Source organism: Flavobacterium sp. SM2513 (assembly GCF_050908145.1).
Taxonomy (GTDB): Bacteria; Bacteroidota; Bacteroidia; order Flavobacteriales; family Flavobacteriaceae; genus Flavobacterium.
Genome location: NZ_CP194228.1, coordinates 3702293 through 3718964, shown reverse-complemented (window position 1 = coordinate 3718964; position 16672 = coordinate 3702293). Strand labels below are relative to the sequence as shown.

The 16672-nt window shown below is 34.2% G+C and carries 19 protein-coding genes and 1 tRNA gene; 9 read left to right on the top strand and 11 right to left on the bottom strand.

The window, feature by feature from the left end:
• Positions 1 to 78: 78 nt before the first annotated feature.
• Together ACQ5J2_RS15925 and ACQ5J2_RS15920 are read right to left on the bottom strand one after the other, a co-directional pair.
• Positions 79 to 717, bottom strand: a complete 639-nt coding sequence (locus ACQ5J2_RS15925) for a DUF1579 domain-containing protein (RefSeq protein ID WP_432671453.1) — start codon at positions 715 to 717, stop codon at positions 79 to 81.
• A 66-nt stretch (positions 718 to 783) separates the two neighbouring features.
• Positions 784 to 2349, bottom strand: a complete 1566-nt coding sequence (locus tag ACQ5J2_RS15920) for a hypothetical protein (protein WP_432671452.1) — start codon at positions 2347 to 2349, stop codon at positions 784 to 786.
• A gap of 151 nt (positions 2350 to 2500) precedes the next feature.
• On the opposite strand from ACQ5J2_RS15920, the gene ACQ5J2_RS15915 reads away from it, so the two are divergent.
• The 5 genes from ACQ5J2_RS15915 to ACQ5J2_RS15895 all read left to right on the top strand — a co-directional run bounded on the left by ACQ5J2_RS15915 (position 2501) and on the right by ACQ5J2_RS15895 (position 6076).
• The gene (locus ACQ5J2_RS15915) at positions 2501 to 2935 is read left to right on the top strand and encodes a PaaI family thioesterase (RefSeq protein ID WP_432673325.1); all 435 of its coding nucleotides are present in this window, start codon (positions 2501 to 2503) and stop codon (positions 2933 to 2935) included.
• Positions 2928 to 3971 carry an isochorismate synthase gene (locus ACQ5J2_RS15910; protein WP_432671451.1) on the top strand — a complete coding sequence of 348 codons (1044 nt, stop codon included), beginning with the start codon at positions 2928 to 2930 and terminating at the stop codon, positions 3969 to 3971. The genes ACQ5J2_RS15915 and ACQ5J2_RS15910 overlap by 8 nt, the downstream gene beginning before the upstream one ends.
• 5 nt (positions 3972 to 3976) lie before the next feature.
• On the top strand, positions 3977 to 4693 hold the full coding sequence (gene bshB1, locus ACQ5J2_RS15905) for a bacillithiol biosynthesis deacetylase BshB1 (protein ID WP_432671449.1): 717 nt from the start codon (positions 3977 to 3979) through the stop codon (positions 4691 to 4693).
• A 62-nt stretch (positions 4694 to 4755) separates the two neighbouring features.
• Positions 4756 to 4831 (top strand) — tRNA-His (locus ACQ5J2_RS15900).
• A 135-nt stretch (positions 4832 to 4966) separates the two neighbouring features.
• The gene (locus tag ACQ5J2_RS15895) at positions 4967 to 6076 is read left to right on the top strand and encodes a transporter substrate-binding domain-containing protein (RefSeq protein ID WP_432671448.1); all 1110 of its coding nucleotides are present in this window, start codon (positions 4967 to 4969) and stop codon (positions 6074 to 6076) included.
• Between the two features lie 10 nt (positions 6077 to 6086).
• Here ACQ5J2_RS15895 and ACQ5J2_RS15890 read toward each other — a convergent pair whose 3' ends face one another.
• Complete coding sequence (locus ACQ5J2_RS15890; protein ID WP_432671447.1) at positions 6087 to 6530, bottom strand: DUF4268 domain-containing protein; 444 nt, start codon at positions 6528 to 6530, stop codon at positions 6087 to 6089.
• A gap of 57 nt (positions 6531 to 6587) precedes the next feature.
• On the opposite strand from ACQ5J2_RS15890, the gene ACQ5J2_RS15885 reads away from it, so the two are divergent.
• Both ACQ5J2_RS15885 and ACQ5J2_RS15880 read left to right on the top strand, forming a co-directional pair.
• Entirely contained in the window at positions 6588 to 7226 is a 639-nt protein-coding gene (locus tag ACQ5J2_RS15885; RefSeq protein WP_432671446.1) for an NUDIX hydrolase, read from the top strand.
• A 50-nt stretch (positions 7227 to 7276) separates the two neighbouring features.
• Entirely contained in the window at positions 7277 to 8092 is an 816-nt protein-coding gene (locus ACQ5J2_RS15880; RefSeq protein ID WP_432671445.1) for a lysophospholipid acyltransferase family protein, read from the top strand.
• A 33-nt stretch (positions 8093 to 8125) separates the two neighbouring features.
• Here the strand turns inward: ACQ5J2_RS15880 and ACQ5J2_RS15875 are convergent, their stop codons facing one another.
• From ACQ5J2_RS15875 to ACQ5J2_RS15860, 4 genes are read right to left on the bottom strand one after another with little or no spacing between them, the layout of a single operon-like run.
• Positions 8126 to 8275, bottom strand: coding sequence for a TraB/GumN family protein (locus tag ACQ5J2_RS15875; RefSeq protein WP_432671443.1), 150 nt, complete (start codon positions 8273 to 8275; stop codon positions 8126 to 8128).
• A 50-nt stretch (positions 8276 to 8325) separates the two neighbouring features.
• Positions 8326 to 8967, bottom strand: a complete 642-nt coding sequence (locus ACQ5J2_RS15870) for a hypothetical protein (RefSeq protein ID WP_432671441.1) — start codon at positions 8965 to 8967, stop codon at positions 8326 to 8328.
• A gap of 12 nt (positions 8968 to 8979) precedes the next feature.
• Positions 8980 to 9474, bottom strand: coding sequence for an RNA polymerase sigma factor (locus ACQ5J2_RS15865; protein ID WP_432671440.1), 495 nt, complete (start codon positions 9472 to 9474; stop codon positions 8980 to 8982).
• 57 nt (positions 9475 to 9531) lie between these two features.
• Positions 9532 to 10599, bottom strand: a complete 1068-nt coding sequence (locus ACQ5J2_RS15860; protein WP_432671439.1) for a DUF3810 domain-containing protein — start codon at positions 10597 to 10599, stop codon at positions 9532 to 9534.
• A 379-nt stretch (positions 10600 to 10978) separates the two neighbouring features.
• Between ACQ5J2_RS15860 and ACQ5J2_RS15855 the strand changes: the two genes are divergently transcribed.
• The gene (locus tag ACQ5J2_RS15855) at positions 10979 to 11233 is read left to right on the top strand and encodes a (2Fe-2S) ferredoxin domain-containing protein (RefSeq protein ID WP_432671438.1); all 255 of its coding nucleotides are present in this window, start codon (positions 10979 to 10981) and stop codon (positions 11231 to 11233) included.
• A 76-nt stretch (positions 11234 to 11309) separates the two neighbouring features.
• On the top strand, positions 11310 to 12773 hold the full coding sequence (locus ACQ5J2_RS15850; RefSeq protein ID WP_432671437.1) for an aminoacyl-histidine dipeptidase: 1464 nt from the start codon (positions 11310 to 11312) through the stop codon (positions 12771 to 12773).
• Positions 12774 to 12813: 40 nt separating this feature from the next.
• Here ACQ5J2_RS15850 and ACQ5J2_RS15845 read toward each other — a convergent pair whose 3' ends face one another.
• The 4 genes from ACQ5J2_RS15845 to ACQ5J2_RS15830 all read right to left on the bottom strand — a co-directional run bounded on the left by ACQ5J2_RS15845 (position 12814) and on the right by ACQ5J2_RS15830 (position 16662).
• Positions 12814 to 13317, bottom strand: coding sequence for a DUF6265 family protein (locus ACQ5J2_RS15845; RefSeq protein ID WP_432671436.1), 504 nt, complete (start codon positions 13315 to 13317; stop codon positions 12814 to 12816).
• Positions 13318 to 13926 (bottom strand): HPP family protein, encoded by a 609-nt coding sequence (locus tag ACQ5J2_RS15840; protein WP_432671435.1) that lies wholly within the window; start codon positions 13924 to 13926, stop codon positions 13318 to 13320. It abuts the gene before it with no gap.
• Complete coding sequence (locus ACQ5J2_RS15835; RefSeq protein WP_432671434.1) at positions 13926 to 15200, bottom strand: chloride channel protein; 1275 nt, start codon at positions 15198 to 15200, stop codon at positions 13926 to 13928. The genes ACQ5J2_RS15840 and ACQ5J2_RS15835 overlap by 1 nt, the downstream gene beginning before the upstream one ends.
• Positions 15201 to 15291: 91 nt before the next feature.
• Positions 15292 to 16662: an NYN domain-containing protein gene (locus tag ACQ5J2_RS15830; RefSeq protein ID WP_432671433.1), complete on the bottom strand. Its 1371-nt coding sequence runs from the start codon at positions 16660 to 16662 to the stop codon at positions 15292 to 15294.
• Positions 16663 to 16672: the final 10 nt, after the last annotated feature.

Genomic DNA, 16672 nt, shown 5'->3' with positions numbered 1-16672 from the left:
GAAGTTCAAAGCAAAAAATCTAATCTAAAAAAAAAGCTGCTCGTCAAAGAACAGCTTCATAAATTGTTTCAAAAAGTGTTATTTTCTTCTTTTAGAATTAATTTCCATGTTTTTGAACTCTTTTCCATTCGCGTCAATGTCAAACATCTCCATTTTTTGCGTATCATCATCAATATAAGTGATGATTTCTTTCACTTTCTTTTCTTTTCCAGTGACAGGGTCAACCATTGCTCCACTAAAAGTTATTGTTTTACTGGTTTCATCATATTGTCCACGAGATACTAACATTCCTGTTCCCATATTGTCAATCCAAGTAGTTATAAATTGTTTTGACGCATTATCATAAGCGGTGGTTCCACGTCCTTCAAAAGCCATTCCCCACATGTCACCTTTAAAAACCCCTTCTTGATATTTTCCATCAAGAATCATTTTGTAGGTTGCTACAGAAGTTGCTTTTTGTGGTTCTGGACTTTCAGGCATCCAAAAAGTCATTTCTGCATCCCAAGTTCCTGTATCTTTTGCTAACATTTCGTGTGCTTTAGAAGGCGTTGCATAATCAGCCCAAGCTTTTGCAACGGTTGTAGAATCTGGAGTGGTTTCAGTAACTTCTTTTTTAACTTCAATAGTTTCAGGTACAGTTTCAGATTTGACCTCTTCTTTTTTGCACGAAGCAAGGCACAAAACCAATGCCCCAAGATAAATGTAATTTGTTTTCATAAATAAGATGTTAAAAGATTTAGTTATAAAATTAATAAATTATGTAACTTAAAACTGATTTTACAGTTATTCTTCTTCAAAAATTATCGAATTATAAGCTCCCATATCCGAAGAACCTCCACGAGGGTTTCCTAAAATATCAGAAGTTCCCGCTGAAAAAGAAGGATTTCCAGTCTCTTTTGCCGCAGAATCAGCACCAGTTTGCAATTTGTTTTCTGCAGGATTTAAGAAGTCAGCTTTAAAATCGAAATTATTCTTTGCGATAATACAGTTAGAAAACAAGTCAGAATTTTCAAAATCATATAGGAGATTACCATTAAAAGCAGCGTCAGAATTATTGAATTTCAACAAGCAATTGGTAAATTTATAATTGAATGCTTCACTATTACTTTTATTCAAAGACAATTGTCTGCTATTGGAACCATAAATGATACAATTGTTGAAATTTGCAGCGGTTAATGGAAAAGCTACTTCATTTCCATTTGCATCTTCCAAGAAATTATCAATAAGCACTGCATATTGTGTTGAACTGGAACTTTGATTGTTAAAGGTACAATGGGTAAAATTATACGTTCCTCCAAGTGAACAAGCCAAAGCGCCAACGCCACGTGTTCGTGAATTTATGACAACATTAAACCCATCAATTGTAGCAAACCGACCTAAAATTCCCACTACCGATGAATTGTAAATTTGCGTATTTTCAATTGCGACAGTAGTTTGGAAGTCAGCATAAATTCCTATGGTCGCATTTTTTAAAGTCAAGTTTTTAATAGAATGATTCAAACTTCCTTGTCGCAAATATACAAAACCCCATTGTCCGGGAGTTTCAGCAAAATTGGGTTCTAATCGGTCGCCTTCAAAAACCACTTCATTTTCAAGGTTATCTGTAATCGAGGGTTCTCCAACAATATTTAAAGTTCCACCTTCTTGCACGATTATTCCAGAATCTTGGTGAAAATGAATTCGAGCACCTGGATTTACTGTTAAAATTTTTCCATCAGGAACGCTAGCATAACCGTAAACGACATACGGTTTTGTGTTATTCCAAATGTATTCATTTCCGTTATCGGGATGCGTTTCTTGTAAATTTCGCCCAATAACTTGAGTCGTATTTCCATCTGCGTCAAAACCAAAATCAACAGCTTCTTTTATGCCATCGACTTTGTTTGGGAAAATAAAGTAAGCATCTTGAATTAAAGTCACCAATTCAACTTTTTGAACTTTATCCAATGAGCCAAAAACAATTTGGTCTGTATATAAAAAATCAGTTGGATTTGCATCATCAATATTTGCGGTAGTTTCAATGAAAATAAACAAACTGTCTTTTGCTAAAAGTTCGACATTTGAGAATGATTTTGTAGCATTTTCAGTCATTCCGTCAACGGTCATTCGGTATTTAGAAGTGGCTCCTTTTGCAAATCCAATAGAGGGAATGCTAATATTAGAACTACTTTTGTTGTAAACTTTCAGGGTATAGGTGCTCGAACCAATATCTGTAAATACCGTGTCTAAATAAACAGTATCACGAGAAAATTGAAGTTTTCCGGTACTTTCCGTGAATTCAAAGTCGGTTCGACAAGAACTCAATCCTAACAATAAACCCAAGAAACCCAATAAAACTAAGTGTCGCATAAAAATCGAATTTTGGTAAAAATAATAAAATTTACGGTATTAAAGTTTGTTTTTTAATATATCGCAGGTGATATAGTAACGCATTGTTTTAAGATTTATTTAGATTTGATACCGTATAAAATAGTTTATTTTTGTGAAAAATAATTTACTAATGACTTTTGATAGAGAACAGATTTTAAAATTGTGTCAGGATTTTTCCAAAAACACGTTGATGGAAACTTTAGAAATTGAATATATTGATGCAGGTCCAGATTTTCTAAAAGCGAAAATGCCTGTGAATTCAAGAGTACATCAACCGATGGGGTTATTGCATGGTGGTGCAACAGTCGCTTTAGCAGAAAGTGTAGGAAGTGCCGCGTCGATGATTTTTATCAATCCGGAAAAGCAAGAAGTGCGTGGGATTGAAATTTCTGCGAATCACGTTAAAAGTAAAAGAAACGGAATTGTTTATGCTACGGCGAAAATTATTCACGAAGGTCGAAGCATTCATTTGTGGGAAATTCGCATCACGGATGAAAATGATAATTTAATCTCGATTTGTAAATTGACAAACATGATTTTGCCAAAACGGGAGAGAAATGGCTAATATTTTAAAAAAAGTAGTACGACATTTTGAGCAGAAATTGCCTTTCGTGGTGTATTCGAAGCCAAATTCGACGCAATTAACTGGTTTTTTTCAGCAAAATTGTACCTTGTATGAAGTGAATGATTTTTCTGAAATGGGTTTTGTATTTTCTAATTTTAAGGAGAATCAATCCATCTTATTTCCTGAAAAGGAATGTGAAATTTTGCAAGAAGAGTATATTCTAAAAAGTGAAATCGATGAAGTTGTAAATTCAGAAGTATCAACTGTCGGGAAAGAGCGTTTTGAACTTTTAGTTAAAAAAGGGATTAAAGCTATTGAAGAAGGTGTTTTTGATAAAGTAGTTTTGTCACGAAAAGAAACCTTAGAATTTGAACGTTTTAATTTTTTAGAAGTGTTTCAAAAAATGCTTTCTAAATATCCAACAGCCTTTCGCTATTGTTGGTTTTACCCAGAAATAGGAATGTGGCTTGGCGCTTCTCCCGAACAATTGTTGAAAGTGGAAGCTGCTAATTTTGAGACAGTCGCTCTAGCAGGAACTCAAAAATGGAATCCAAATTCTGAAACGATTTGGCAGGAAAAAGAGCGAAAAGAACAGCAATTTGTAACTGATTTTATTGTTTCTGAACTGCAGGATGAAGTTGATTCACTGTATAAATCGAATCCCTATACATTTCAAGCAGGAAACATAGTGCATTTAAAAACAGATATTAAAGGTGTTTTTAAATCGGATTATAATTTGAAAAATATAATTGGTATTTTGCATCCAACTCCTGCGGTTTGTGGACTTCCGAAAGAAAAAGCGAAGCAATTTGTTTTGAGAAATGAAGGTTACGACCGTAAGTTTTATGCTGGTTATTTAGGAGAATTGAATCTGAAAGCCAATTCGGATTTATTTGTCAATTTACGCTGTATGGAAATTCGGCAAAATCAAGTGCATTTATATATAGGTTGTGGAATCACGAAAGACAGCGACCCAGAAAAAGAATATTTCGAAACTGCTAATAAAGCGATGACGATGAAACAAATTTTAAAATAAAAACCATGAAATTAGATATATTAGCTTTTGGAGCCCATCCCGACGACGTAGAATTAGGTTGTGGAGGAACGATTGCCAAAGAAATTCATTTAGGAAAGAAAGTAGGGATTGTAGATTTAACTCGTGGTGAATTAGGAACGCGAGGTTCAGCAGAAATTCGAGATAACGAAGCCGCAAAAGCTGCTGAAATTTTGGGAGTTTCTGTTCGTGAAAATTTAAGAATGCGTGATGGATTTTTTCTAAATGATGAGGTGCATCAATTACAAATTATTGAAATAATCAGGAAATACCAGCCTGAAATTGTAATTTGTAATGCTATTGACGACCGACATATCGACCACGCGAAAGGAAGTAGTTTAGTTTCGGATGCGTGTTTTTTATCCGGATTGCGCAAGATTGAAACGATTTATGAGAATCAAAAACAAGAAGCGTGGCGGCCAAAGGTTGTCTATCATTATATCCAATGGAAAAATATCGAGCCTGATTTTGTAGTGGATATTACGGGTTTTGAAAAAAAGAAAGTTGAAGCGATTATGGCTTACGATTCACAGTTTTTTAATCCTGATGCAAACGAACCTGTGACGCCAATTGCGACAAAAAACTTCATGGAAAGCATCAATTATCGGGCTCAAGACCTTGGTCGTTTGATTGGAACTGATTTTGGAGAGGGATTTACGGTGGAAAGATATTTGGCGGTCAATAGTTTAACAGATTTGATGTAATTTTTCGAAAAAAACATTTGCAAGAATGAAGTTTTGCAGTATATTTGCACTCGAATAAACATGGTGATTGTAGCTCAGTTGGTTAGAGCATCGGTTTGTGGTACCGAGGGTCGCGGGTTCGAGCCCCGTCTTTCACCCATTTTTTGAAGCCTTAGAGAAATCTAAGGCTTTTTTTATTGTACGTTTTTGAGATAAAAGTGTCCTGCTTGAATGTCCTTTTTCATAACTTTTGTATATTTGAAATAATTGATTTTCATTTAAAAATTTTACAATTTGTCGTATTCTTCAAAAACAGTTTTCACATTATTTTTCATTATACATTTTTTTCAAGTAAATGCCCAGGATTCAAATCAGAAATCTGAACTCGTTCAAAATGAAACGTTAATAGCTGGTTTTGCCGGAACAGAGCCATTTGTCATTAACGAAAATGAAAACTGGAAAGGAATTTCCGTTGAAATTTGGGATTTGGTAGCCGAAGAAATGCACATTAATTATGTTCCAAAATCGTATAGCAACGTTTCTGATGCATTAAAGGATTTAGCTGAAGGCAAAATTGATGTCGTTGTAGGACCAACTAGTATAACTTCAGAACGAGCCGAATTAGTTGAGTTTTCACAGCCGTATTTTCAGTCGAGTTTAGCAATTATGTCACGAACGGACAGTCCTTCTTTTTTTGATCGAATTTCAACATTATTTACGATTAACTTGCTTTATGCATTACTCATTTTTTTATTTATACTTGCCATTGTAGGCACTTTATTATGGTTAGCGGAACGAAAAGTATCTCCCGAACAATTTCCAAATGAACCCGTAAAAGGTATTGCAAACGGAATGTGGTGTGCTATTGTTACCATGTCAACAACTGGATATGGGGATATCGCACCTGTTACTCTAATGGGACGAATTGTGGCGGGAACCTGGATGATTGTTTCCATTTTATTTGCAACAACAATGGTCGCTGGTATCGCAAGTTCATTGACAATTTCGGCACTAGGAAAAAACACGATATCTTCTGCAGAACAGTTTGAAAGTAAAAAAATAGCAGTGCTTAAAGATTCACCAGCGACTGATTTTGTGAAAGAATACAGTGGTACTATCGTTGTGGTTGAAAATTTAGCAGAAGCACATAAATTGTTGAAAAATAAAAAGGTTCAGGGAATTGTATTTGACAAACCCCAATTGAAATATTTTCTAGAAATGCATCCTGATAAAAACCTCACCATCTCTGTTACTGAATATTTGAGACAAGGTTATGGTTTTGCATTTCCACTTAATTCGGAGAAAGTTTCTTCTTTTAATATTGAACTGCTTAAATTAAAAGAAGAAGGAGTGTTGCGAGATATTACAGTTAATTGGTTAGGTAAAGAAAAGCAATCGGAGTAATGCAGTTAAATTAAGTATTCATTTCCAAATCCTCGATATAGTCTTTGTATTCATAAAAAAACCGCTCGAAAGTATCCATTTTTTCATTGAAAAAGTCAAATATTTCAGGCCAGGTGTTTTTATTGAAAACACTGATTTCGGTTTTTTCAACCCAAATTTTACTGATGATTTTTCCAGTTTCCAAGTGAAAATGACGTTCAAAAACAGCATCATTCATAAAATCATCGTGCAAAATTTGCTTCAGAGATTCAATTTTCTCGAAGTAGATTTTTCTTTTTTCGTCGTCTTTAGGCTCGATGTCTAAAGTAACTTGGGCTTTTTTGTTGTCTACATAAAATTTGAATGAAAAGTCTCTGATTTTAGTATCATACAACAACCATTTTCGTGGATAAACTTCCGCAAATTCAATCCAGAATTCTCTTTTAATTTTTTGTGAGTCGGCTTTACTAAACATAATTTGGGACGATAAAATGATGGAATTTTTGTACTTTCGATTTTTAAAACAAGTAAAATGATTTTTACCGATTTTCTCAAATACGTACCAAAAATAGCAAAAGAAAACCTGATTGGCGAAGAAGCACACAAAAAAATGTCTCCCCCCGAAAGAGTAGCATTTATTGAAAAAATGGATCCGACTACTTTTAACCCTCGAAAAGCGGCAGTTTTAATGTTATTTTACCCTAAGGAATTAGAAACACATTTGGTACTGATTGTACGTAATGCTTATCGCGGAGTACATTCTTCTCAAATTGGTTTTCCCGGAGGAAAAGTCGAAGTTTTTGATACAAGTATGGAAGCCACAGCTTTAAGAGAAACGCATGAGGAAATCGGAATTTTGCCAAGTCAAATTTCAATAATTAAAGCTTTTTCGGAATTGTACATTCCACCGAGTAATTTTACAGTTTTACCATTTCTAGGATACAGCAATGATGCGTTAACATTTACGCCTGATCCTCGAGAAGTATTTGGGATAATTGAGTTGTCACTTGTGGATTTTTTAGACGAGAAGAACTTTACGACACAACTATTGGAAACTTCGTACATGAGAGAGGTTGAACTTCCGGTATTTAAATTTGGAAATAAAATAGTTTGGGGTGCTACGGGAATGATGTTAAGTGAACTTAAAGAAGTGATAAAAAAAGTGTTATAAAAAGATAGTTTTCGTATGTTTGTAGCTTATTTTATTAATAAATTTCCGCTATGGGATTGTTTAAACGCGGGCCTTTTGGTCATATTCTTTTTATAAAAAAATGGCTCATCCGAATTTTCGCGTTGTTAACACACAGAAGATACCGCGGTTTTAACGAATTGCAAATTGAAGGTTCAGAAATAATTAAAAACCTTCCCAATACCAACGTACTTTTTATTTCAAATCACCAGACTTATTTTGCGGATGTAGTGGCGATGGTTCATGTTTTTAATGCCAGTTTGAGCGGACGAGTAGACAATATTAAAAACATTGGTTACATATGGAATCCAAAGCTTAATCTGTATTATGTTGCAGCAAAGGAAACAATGCAATCGGGGATTTTACCTCGAATTATGTCTTATGCAGGAGCGATAGCAGTAGAGCGAACTTGGCGTTCTGAAGGAAAAGATGTTCAACGAGAAGTAAATCCTAACGATACGGATAATATCAGAATTGCACTAGAAGACGGTTGGGTAATTACTTTTCCGCAGGGAACTACCAAGTCGTTCAAGCCGGTTAGAAAAGGGACCGCTCATATTATTAAAACCTATAAACCCATTGTAATTCCGATAGTAATAGATGGCTTTAGACGTTCGTTTGATAAGAAAGGTTTGCGATTGAAAAAGAAAGGAATTTTGCAATCTTTTATCATTAAAGAACCTTTAAAAATTGATTATGATAACGATACAATCGATGAAATTGTAGAGAAGGTAGAATTTGCAATCGAACAACATTCGTCATTTTTGAAAGTAATTCCGCCTCAAGTGCAGGAAGAAGAGGAAGAATTGAATCAAAAACGGAGGTACAGTTATAAAGAAGGGGAGTAATTACCGTTACAGTACTTCTACATGGTATATAGTTCATCTTAGCAAATTCGGCACACCTTCACCACCCAATAAATGTGCAGCACCGACTCCTAAAAATGTTAGTTTTTCTTTGCTAATTCTTTCAATATTAGGAACCCCATTCTTTTTTCTATTATTCAGTAGGAAATCTTCATAACCAGTCATAATCGTCTTTTAACTTGTTGAGGAAAGTTGCTGCAATTCAATAAAAATTTTTAATAATCAATTTTCTTCAACTCCTCGTAATTTTTATAAAGTCTTTTTAGTAAAACTCCATAAATAAGGCGGTAAAAGAGCCAAATACAAGCAATAAATAATGCTAAAAACACGATAGTTATTCCGATATAAATGGCATAAATAAGTGCACTATTACCAGTTTTTTCAGAGGCATTAATCATCTCAATCAGTTTATTGTCATAATTGAATTGAATACATAAAACGATAATGGTGCTTAAGACAGCATAAATAATATTAAACCAAACGTATTGATTGACTTTTTTACGCGTTTTAAGAATCGTATTTATTAATTTTTGCACGTTGTCTGTGGCTGTTATTTTTCTGTAATTCATGTAAAACTGAAAGAAAAAATAGGCTAATCCTAAATATCCAATAATCATAAAGGGCGTCATAATATGTTCCACATGATACGCATTAAACTTTCGCATCACTTCACCATCTTTCATGAAAAAAGACAAAACAGACCACAATAAAAACTCTAAAATACTAATTATAAAAATCCACTTCACAATCGAGCTTGAACTCTTGTGAATCATTTTATATATCTGTTCTTCAGAAACTTGCTGGAACGAACTTTCATCCGTTTTCCAATGTTTCTTTAATAAATCTAACTCTTCCATATTTTTTTCTCCTTACGGATTTAAAATTTTCTTTAATTTTCCTTTGATTCGGTTCATCTTCACCCTCGCATTCACTTCACTAATTCCCAATGTTTCGGAAATCTCTTCATAATTTTTATCCTCAAGATACATGTAAACAAGCGCTTTTTCAATATCATTTAGTTGATGAACAGCCTTGTATAGTAACTTAAGTTGTTCTTCCTCTTCATAATTATAGTCTTCTGCCTTAAAAAAATGTTTGGTTGTATCGTATTCTGTTGTTGCAATTGACCGTTTACTTTTTCGGTACAAAGTAATTGCAGTATTCAATGCTACACGGTAAGCCCAAGTCGAAAATTTGCTTTCTCCTCGAAATTTTGGAAAAGCTTTCCAAAGCTGAATCGTGATTTCTTGAAACAAATCCTTGTGTTCATCGTCACCAGAAGTATACAACCTACAAATCTTGTGGATGATATTCTGGTTTTCCTGTAATTGCTGCACAAAAGATTGTTCTAAAGAAGCACTCATATATTCGTTAGTAGGTTTAGTAGTGTATTTGTTACAAAATTTTAAAAATTTACATTTCTATAAAGAAATAGAATTCTTTTTAGAGTAATTCACCAATAGGTTTAGAAACTTGCTATAACTTTTTAATCCATCTTCTTGCTGATTGGCCTTTAAAAAATTATCATAGAAAATTTTAAATCCATCTTCGACAACCGATTCATACTGTTTCCAAAAAACCGCCGAATCCTCGAAATTTTGTAATACGCCTGGATTAATTTCTGCCAACAATTGTTTACCAAGCGCTGGATTTCGAACTTCCCAATTGCGCAAACAATACCGTAAAGCAGTACTATAACCCGCATATTTGAAATGTAAATTTTCGTTTTGGGTTACGGCTAAAAAGCCAATAAAATTAGCTTCATTTTCAGAAGCATAGCCAATTTGGTGTGCCATTTCGTGGCAAACCGTAAAAGGAAAGTTAATCATAGGAACCCGGTCGTTAACTTGTGCTTCATTCGTAAACGGATTTAAATAACCTGAAAACCCCATATAAGTAAGCGGTAAACTAATCAGTGATTTTTTAATACTTGCATTTTCATAAGTGAAAAAAGCGTGACGTTTTTCTAAATTTTGATAACCATACAAGCTTTGGTCAAAGATTTCTTCTTGGGTCAAATTAGTGATAACTTTAGCATTTGGATTATTAGTAATCGCGACCTGAATCGCATTAGTCTGGCGAATCATCACTTTGGTAAATCGCAATAAATCTGCATCACTGTATTCTTTTTCAATATGCATTTTTTCAAAAAGAGGTTCGCGATAATAGTTGAAAGCCCAACAAATATGGAATAAAAAATAAAAAACACTCAGTCCTGTTCCAATTTCTATAGCAATAATTTTCCACGTTTTCGACTTTCTAAATATGCGAAGCACCCATTTTAAAAGTAAAAATCCTACAACAAAATAAATCAAATCACCAATAGAAAACGGAATCCAACCTAATAGTCTACGCGAAACTTCCGCCAAAATAGGGTAGAAGCCATTACTGTAAAATTGCTCCACAAATGCTGGGAAAAAACCAAGAATTTGAATCAAAACAATTTGAATCGCTAAAAAAAATACCCAACCTACCCGACGGTTTTTCATACATTGATTTTAATCAAGCTAATGTAATAAATACTTTGCGATTCTGTAAAAGGATTTCAAATTAGAATTTGGAGCAAATCGCTTGGGAACTGTTTTTACCATTTTCCTGCTGCAGGAACTCGCTTTCCGATGAAAAATCGGAAGAGCTCAGACAATTCCTGCATCAGGGCTAGGCTAAAATCTTTCGGCTTCTTTTTCTCTTTTGGCTTTTCTCAAAATTTTATATTTGTGCTTCCGAATAATTTTAGGGAGTGAAAACTAAAATTCTGCTTTTCTGAACTACAAATCTTTTACTAATTTTAATCCTTTATTTAGAATAGATAAGAATAAAAATGTATTTTTGTGACGTATTAAAAAATACAACTTCAATATCTTACGAATGGGCAAGAATAATAAAGAGAAGGTAATACTATTTTGCGACGGCAAGAAATGTTGCAAGTACAATTCTGAAATTAAAGAATGTTTCAAAGATTTAGTCAATGAAGCAGGTTTAAGCGATAGTGTTATTGTTCAGAAAATGAAATGCCAAGGCTTTTGCAAAAGCGCTCCAATAATATGTATTCACAAAAATGAATGCGTAGGTAAAGTTTCTACTGAAGACGCTAAAAAACTTTTTGCACAGCATATTGCTTAAATTTAGGACTATTTTTAGACCTTTCCCACACTAACTTTGTAACTTTACGGCCATAACTTTATAATCAATTATAAGCATGAGCCAAGAAATTCGTAATCTCGAACCCCAACAACTCTGGAATAAATTTGCCGACCTAAATGCCGTACCTCGTCCTTCGAAAAAAGAAGAACGTGTGATTGCTTTTATGAAAGATTTTGGTAAAAAATTAGGTTTTGAAACCATTGAAGATGAAGTCGGAAATGTAATCATCAAGAAACCGGCAACTGCTGGAATGGAAAACCGCAAAACCATCGTGATGCAATCGCATTTAGATATGGTACACCAAAAAAATGCAGATACTGATTTTGATTTTGACACACAAGGAATCGAAATGTATGTAGATGGCGACTGGGTTCGTGCAAAAGGAACTACACTTGGAGCTGATAACGGTTTAGGTGTTGCCACAATTATGGCAATTTTAGAATCAACTGACATTCAGCATCCTGCAATTGAAGCTTTGTTTACAATTGATGAAGAAACAGGAATGACTGGAGCTATGGGATTGAAAGGTGGCGTTCTTTCTGGCGAAATTCTTTTAAATTTAGATACTGAAGAAGACGACGAAATCGACATAGGTTGTGCTGGAGGAATTGATGTAACTGCAACTCGTACGTATGAAGTAGAAGAAGTTCCTGAAGACGCAGTGGCTTATAAAATTACCGTAAATGGCTTGAATGGTGGACATTCAGGCATGGATATTCATAAAGGTTTAGGAAACGCAAACAAGATAATGAACCGTTTGCTTTTTGATGCTTTTGAAAACTTTGGTTTACAAATTGCTGAAATTAATGGTGGTAGTTTACGAAATGCTATCCCGAGAGAAAGTGTTTCAACGGTTGTTGTTGCAGGAATGTATGATGAAGCATACGTTTTTGACATGCAAGAAATCATTGGAGACATCAAAACAGAATTCAAAACGATGGAACCAAAATTAGCCATCACAATTGAAAAAACTGATTTGCCGACTAAAATCATGGACTTAGGTGTTCAAGAAGGTTTGCTTCGCGCTATTTACACGGCTCATAACGGCGTTTACAGAATGAGTCCGGATATGGCTGATTTAGTAGAAACATCAAACAATATTGCAAGAGTAATCGTTAAAGACGGTGAAATTTCTGTTGGTTGCTTAACGCGTTCTTCTGTAGAGACTAGTAAAATGGATTTGGCAAACGCTTTACGTTCGGCATTTGAACTAATGGGTTGTGAAGTGAATTTATCAGGTTCTTATCCAGGTTGGACACCAAATGTAACGTCAGAAATCTTAGATGTTTTAACAGATTTATACGAAAAACAAAATAACGAAAAACCAAAAGTGGTAGCTTGTCACGCAGGTTTAGAATGTGGGCTTTTAGGAACACATTATCCTGATATGGACATGATTTCTTTTGGACCAACTATTCACGGAGCACACTCGCCTGACGAAAGAGCTTCGATTTCATCGGCTCAAAAATACTGGAAGTTTGTATTGGAAATATTAAAGAATATTCCGGTTAAGAATTAATATAGAGTACAGAATAGTTTTAAAAGTTCGTTGATTTATTTCAACGGACTTTTTTCATTTTAAACAACTCAGATTTTAAAACACCCTCTTTCATCCCAGAAATTTCCGCCACCATACTATCAGAGCCAACTTGATTATAAATAATCTTAGTAGGGAAATCGTGCTTTGGATTTTCAAAAATTAATTTATTACCTGAATTCTCAGTTAATTTGAACGCAACAGGTTGCTCCTTATTTTGATTTGGAACACTGACAACAAGCGTAAGTTGACTATTCCGTTCTTCCAACTGAATTGTTTCGGCAAAAACGGTATCATTTTCAATTACAAAATAACTTTCGCCAGAAAAAGTAGAATCGTTTAGCTTTTTCCAACTTTCAGATAAATTACCTTCTGCTGAATTATTTTCCCATCGTCCTAAAAACCAATCTACTTTTTGAAGTTCAGTAAATTGATATTTGTTTTGTTCAAGTACCGTTTCTTTTTTGCAGGAAAGACAACTAAAAAGAATTAGAATTGCAATTGTATTTTCAAATAGTGACTTCATCTATGGTTTCGCTTTTATCTTTTTGGAAATATAGGGAATAATCTTATGAAAACTTATGCTTCGAACAATCGGATAGTGTCGTTTGGGAGTCATATTATTGAATACTAAAGCCACAATTAAGAGAATTAAACATCCCACAAAAACAGGCGATACCACATACCAATACCCAATATTTTTCAATTCAGCCGAACCAGTTACTGCAATCAAAGCGGTTGCACCACCTGGAGGATGTAAAGTTTTGGTAATTTGCATCAATACAATTGATAATGAAACGGCTAAAGGTGCTGCAATCCATAAAATATCAGGAATGAGTTTTTGGATGCTTACGCCAATAATTGCCGAAACTACATGGCCTCCAATTAAATTTCGCGGTTGAGCAAGCGGACTTTCAATAACGCCGTAAACCAAAACACTTGAAGCTCCAAAAGAACCAATCAAATAGATAACATCTGAAACAGGGAGTTGTAAAGTTTGAATGTAAGAAATAATTCCAATTCCTACAAAAGAACCAACAAATGCCCAGAAATGTTCTCTAAAATCAACTAACGTTTCTTTGTAAAGAATGTATTTTGTACGGCGATAACCGCGTTTAATTTTATGAATTGCCATTATTTAGCAGTAGCTGGAATTATAGAGTAAACATTGTAGGGGTACAAGAATTTTGAGGTGTATTTTGCAATTAAACAAACACCTAAAAGTGGTAAAAACAACGTGTAATTTCCGGTTACACCACAAACCAAAAACAACGAAGTAAATGGCGCGTGAATACTGGCACTTAAAACGGCAGCCATACCTATAATAATAAAATTCAAAGGAATTACTCCCGCATTAAAATACGTATTTAAAATATTGGCAAGTAAAAACCCTAAAAAAGCACCAACAAATAAACTTGGAGCAAAAACACCTCCATCGCCACCTGATGCTAAGGTTACCGAAGTAATGATAGGTTTCAAAAACAGAATAGCAAGCGTTGAAAGTAGCAATGCAATCGTCATCGAACCGTTAGAATGCAACAGTTCTTTTACCGCATGATAACCATCGCCGTAAAGTTGGGGTAAGAAGTATAACGAAACGCTCAAAATTGCTGAACCAATCAGGATTTTATAGTAATCGTGATTTAATTTAGCAAAACTCCTTTTGCAAAACATGACACATTTAGTTATGTAAACCGAATTCATACCAGCTAAGATTCCCAATAGAATAAAGTATGGAATTGCATAATAATTCCAAGTCATGTGTTCCAATGCAAACAGCGGTTTCTCATCTAAAAGAAATAATAAAGCGAATGAAATCAATACTGCAATTCCATTGGTCAAGAAAAAAACTTTAGTTGTTTTTCTGGAAATTACTTCCAAAACAAATAAAATTCCCGCGAAGGGACTTCCAAACAATGCAGTGATTCCTGCAGCAACACCAGCTCCAATAAGTTCTGCTTTGTACTTTCGGAAGGTATTTTCCTTTTTTTGTGCAATTGAACCGATCGTGGCGGTTGCAACAACCGTTGAAACTTCGACTCCTGTAGAACCTCCAAAAACCACAGTAATTAACCCATTAATAAAATGAGACGGAATTTTATAAACGGGCAAATTTTTATTTTTGTTTTCTGTTACTTCAAAAATCTCCTTAATACCTTTATTCGCTTTTCCTTTGAATAGATATTGACGCAGAAAGTAAATCACCGACAAACTAAATACCGGAAAAATCAGCAACAACCACGGCGAATTGCTTGACTTAAAGAAGAATATGGTTTCGTAATATTCCGTAATCTTTTTTAGTGATATGGCTAAGAATGAAGCTAAAAATCCAATGAGAATAGAAACGACCACTAATTTTTGCAAAATAATGTAGCCGTGATTTTTCTTGATTTCCGATATAGAACTCATTTTGAATGTGTTTTTTGCAAAATTAGTTCAACTTACAAAGGATGTGACAAAAAAGCATCAAAATTATTTGTTAAAAAAAAAGCTGAGAATTTTATTTCAAATCAGGCATAAAAACTTCTCCATCCGTTATCATAAAAGTCAATCTGTAAAAGTCAATGTTTGTTGCAATCCAGGAATCGGAAAACTTATGGTCTTTAAAAGTATCGTTGCTCAACAATAAACAATGTCTGGATTTCACATGAGAAATCAAGAAGACATCTGCCGTAGTTGCCGCTGGTGCAATTTCGTATTTTGCAATTTGTCCCAACTCTTTAATTCGTTCTGCATCTCCTAATTTGTGACGCAAGGAAGCATCGGCAATAATTAAAATATCTATAAAACCTTTCTTTTTTAGGAAATTAACCATCGTAATTAGATGGGCAATCATCGGTTTTTGTCCGTCACCACGACTAACACTGTTATAAGCCACATTACTTCCGTCAATCACGATACTCCGGTCGTTAATTGTATTGATTTCAAAAAATTCACCATCAACATCAAAACCTCCGAATTTTTTTACATGTTCATTAGTAGCCAGAAATGCAGCAATATCTTCTATTTTTTCAAAGGCCTTTGTGAACCAACCTTCTACTTTTTTAGAATTTGGATTTTCATACTCTTCAAATGCAGTTTCCAGCAAAGAATAAAGTTTGTTTAACCCCACTTTTTTATCCTGCGGCAATTTGCTCAATAGGAAAAGCAGCACACTTTCATCGTGTTTCAAATCTGGGTAAGCGACTTCAAGACTCATCTTTTGTTGTAATTCTAGATACGTTTCAACAGCATCCTTTTTGGCAATCTGATAAACCTCATTGTTTGGAAATCCATTTTCTAAGGCGGTATTAAAATCCTGAGCATTTTTAAACCCTTTTTCTAATGCAACTTGATAGTTTTCAAAATTTTCAAAACCTGCTTGAAAGGCATCAAAGAAGAGTTCAAAATTTTCAAAATTATTGACTTTCGCAAAATTAAAGAGGGCTAGAATATCGGGGAAATTAGTTCTGTTTGAATCCTTTAGTTCTACTTCAGCGTACGCTTTGTATTTTTCAAAACCAGTAACAAAACCGCCACTCTGAATTTCGTCAAAAAGTGCTTTGTCTGTAATACCGCAAACTTTTACAAGCTGAAAATCTTGATAATTAGAAATATTCAATTCAAGTGCCTCGTAAAATTCTGCAGCACCTGGAAACTCATTTATACACGCATTTTTTGCATCATCCAAAGTCAAAAAAGCATTGGTATTGATTTGAATCAATGAATTATGGGCCAATACAGCAAATTTTAAATTGTTTTCGATGACAAAAACATCCTTTATATTATGATGGTCAATGTATTTACAGAAATCTAAAATAGTGGAGATTTCGATAACCGTTGCAGCAGATAAAACGCTTGCTTTAAAATAGTTTTTGTGGTTTGGTTTCATAGTGGTGGTT

Excerpts from the sequence above, each read along its gene's own strand:
- ACQ5J2_RS15875 (WP_432671443.1), bottom strand. The coding sequence starts at position 8,275 with ATGACTGGTTATGAAGATTTCCTACTGAATAATAGAAAAAAGAATGGG.
- ACQ5J2_RS15865 (WP_432671440.1), bottom strand. The coding sequence starts at position 9,474 with ATGAGTGCTTCTTTAGAACAATCTTTTGTGCAGCAATTACAGGAAAAC.
- ACQ5J2_RS15850 (WP_432671437.1), top strand. The coding sequence starts at position 11,310 with ATGAGCCAAGAAATTCGTAATCTCGAACCCCAACAACTCTGGAATAAA.
- ACQ5J2_RS15840 (WP_432671435.1), bottom strand. The coding sequence starts at position 13,926 with ATGGCAATTCATAAAATTAAACGCGGTTATCGCCGTACAAAATACATT.
- ACQ5J2_RS15845 (WP_432671436.1), bottom strand. The coding sequence starts at position 13,317 with ATGAAGTCACTATTTGAAAATACAATTGCAATTCTAATTCTTTTTAGT.
- ACQ5J2_RS15885 (WP_432671446.1), top strand. The coding sequence starts at position 6,588 with ATGATTTTTACCGATTTTCTCAAATACGTACCAAAAATAGCAAAAGAA.
- ACQ5J2_RS15870 (WP_432671441.1), bottom strand. The coding sequence starts at position 8,967 with ATGGAAGAGTTAGATTTATTAAAGAAACATTGGAAAACGGATGAAAGT.
- ACQ5J2_RS15920 (WP_432671452.1), bottom strand. The coding sequence starts at position 2,349 with ATGCGACACTTAGTTTTATTGGGTTTCTTGGGTTTATTGTTAGGATTG.
- ACQ5J2_RS15855 (WP_432671438.1), top strand. The coding sequence starts at position 10,979 with ATGGGCAAGAATAATAAAGAGAAGGTAATACTATTTTGCGACGGCAAG.
- ACQ5J2_RS15860 (WP_432671439.1), bottom strand. The coding sequence starts at position 10,599 with ATGAAAAACCGTCGGGTAGGTTGGGTATTTTTTTTAGCGATTCAAATT.
- ACQ5J2_RS15890 (WP_432671447.1), bottom strand. The coding sequence starts at position 6,530 with ATGTTTAGTAAAGCCGACTCACAAAAAATTAAAAGAGAATTCTGGATT.
- ACQ5J2_RS15925 (WP_432671453.1), bottom strand. The coding sequence starts at position 717 with ATGAAAACAAATTACATTTATCTTGGGGCATTGGTTTTGTGCCTTGCT.
- ACQ5J2_RS15830 (WP_432671433.1), bottom strand. The coding sequence starts at position 16,662 with ATGAAACCAAACCACAAAAACTATTTTAAAGCAAGCGTTTTATCTGCT.
- ACQ5J2_RS15880 (WP_432671445.1), top strand. The coding sequence starts at position 7,277 with ATGGGATTGTTTAAACGCGGGCCTTTTGGTCATATTCTTTTTATAAAA.
- ACQ5J2_RS15910 (WP_432671451.1), top strand. The coding sequence starts at position 2,928 with ATGGCTAATATTTTAAAAAAAGTAGTACGACATTTTGAGCAGAAATTG.
- ACQ5J2_RS15915 (WP_432673325.1), top strand. The coding sequence starts at position 2,501 with ATGACTTTTGATAGAGAACAGATTTTAAAATTGTGTCAGGATTTTTCC.
- bshB1 (WP_432671449.1), top strand. The coding sequence starts at position 3,977 with ATGAAATTAGATATATTAGCTTTTGGAGCCCATCCCGACGACGTAGAA.
- ACQ5J2_RS15835 (WP_432671434.1), bottom strand. The coding sequence starts at position 15,200 with ATGAGTTCTATATCGGAAATCAAGAAAAATCACGGCTACATTATTTTG.